This is a genomic window from Geobacillus sp. LYN3 (assembly GCF_003064505.1).
GTDB classification, from domain to species: domain Bacteria; phylum Bacillota; class Bacilli; order Bacillales; family Anoxybacillaceae; genus Parageobacillus_B; species Parageobacillus_B toebii.
Genome location: NZ_QCWL01000084.1, coordinates 463 through 675, shown reverse-complemented (window position 1 = coordinate 675; position 213 = coordinate 463). Strand labels below are relative to the sequence as shown.

Below are 213 nucleotides of genomic sequence, written 5' to 3'. Positions count from 1 at the left end.
CAAAAATGGGTGACGGATATTACCTATGTGCCATTTCAAGGAACCTATTTGTATCTGTCTGCTATTAAAGATTTGTACAACAATGAAATCATTGCGTATCGCATCAGTCGTTCGAATGACTTAAAATTGGTGATCGAAACGGTCAAGGATGCCATCAAAAAACGGGATGCGCGAGGAGTCCTTCTCCATAGCGATCAAGGCTCCCAGTACACA

Annotated in this window: 1 protein-coding gene; it reads left to right on the top strand. The window is 42.3% G+C overall.

Features of this window, described 5'->3' with window-relative positions; genetic code table 11:
* Positions 1-213: DDE-type integrase/transposase/recombinase (locus tag DCC82_RS17200; protein WP_146177921.1), on the top strand; the 213-nt coding region annotated here is incomplete at both ends.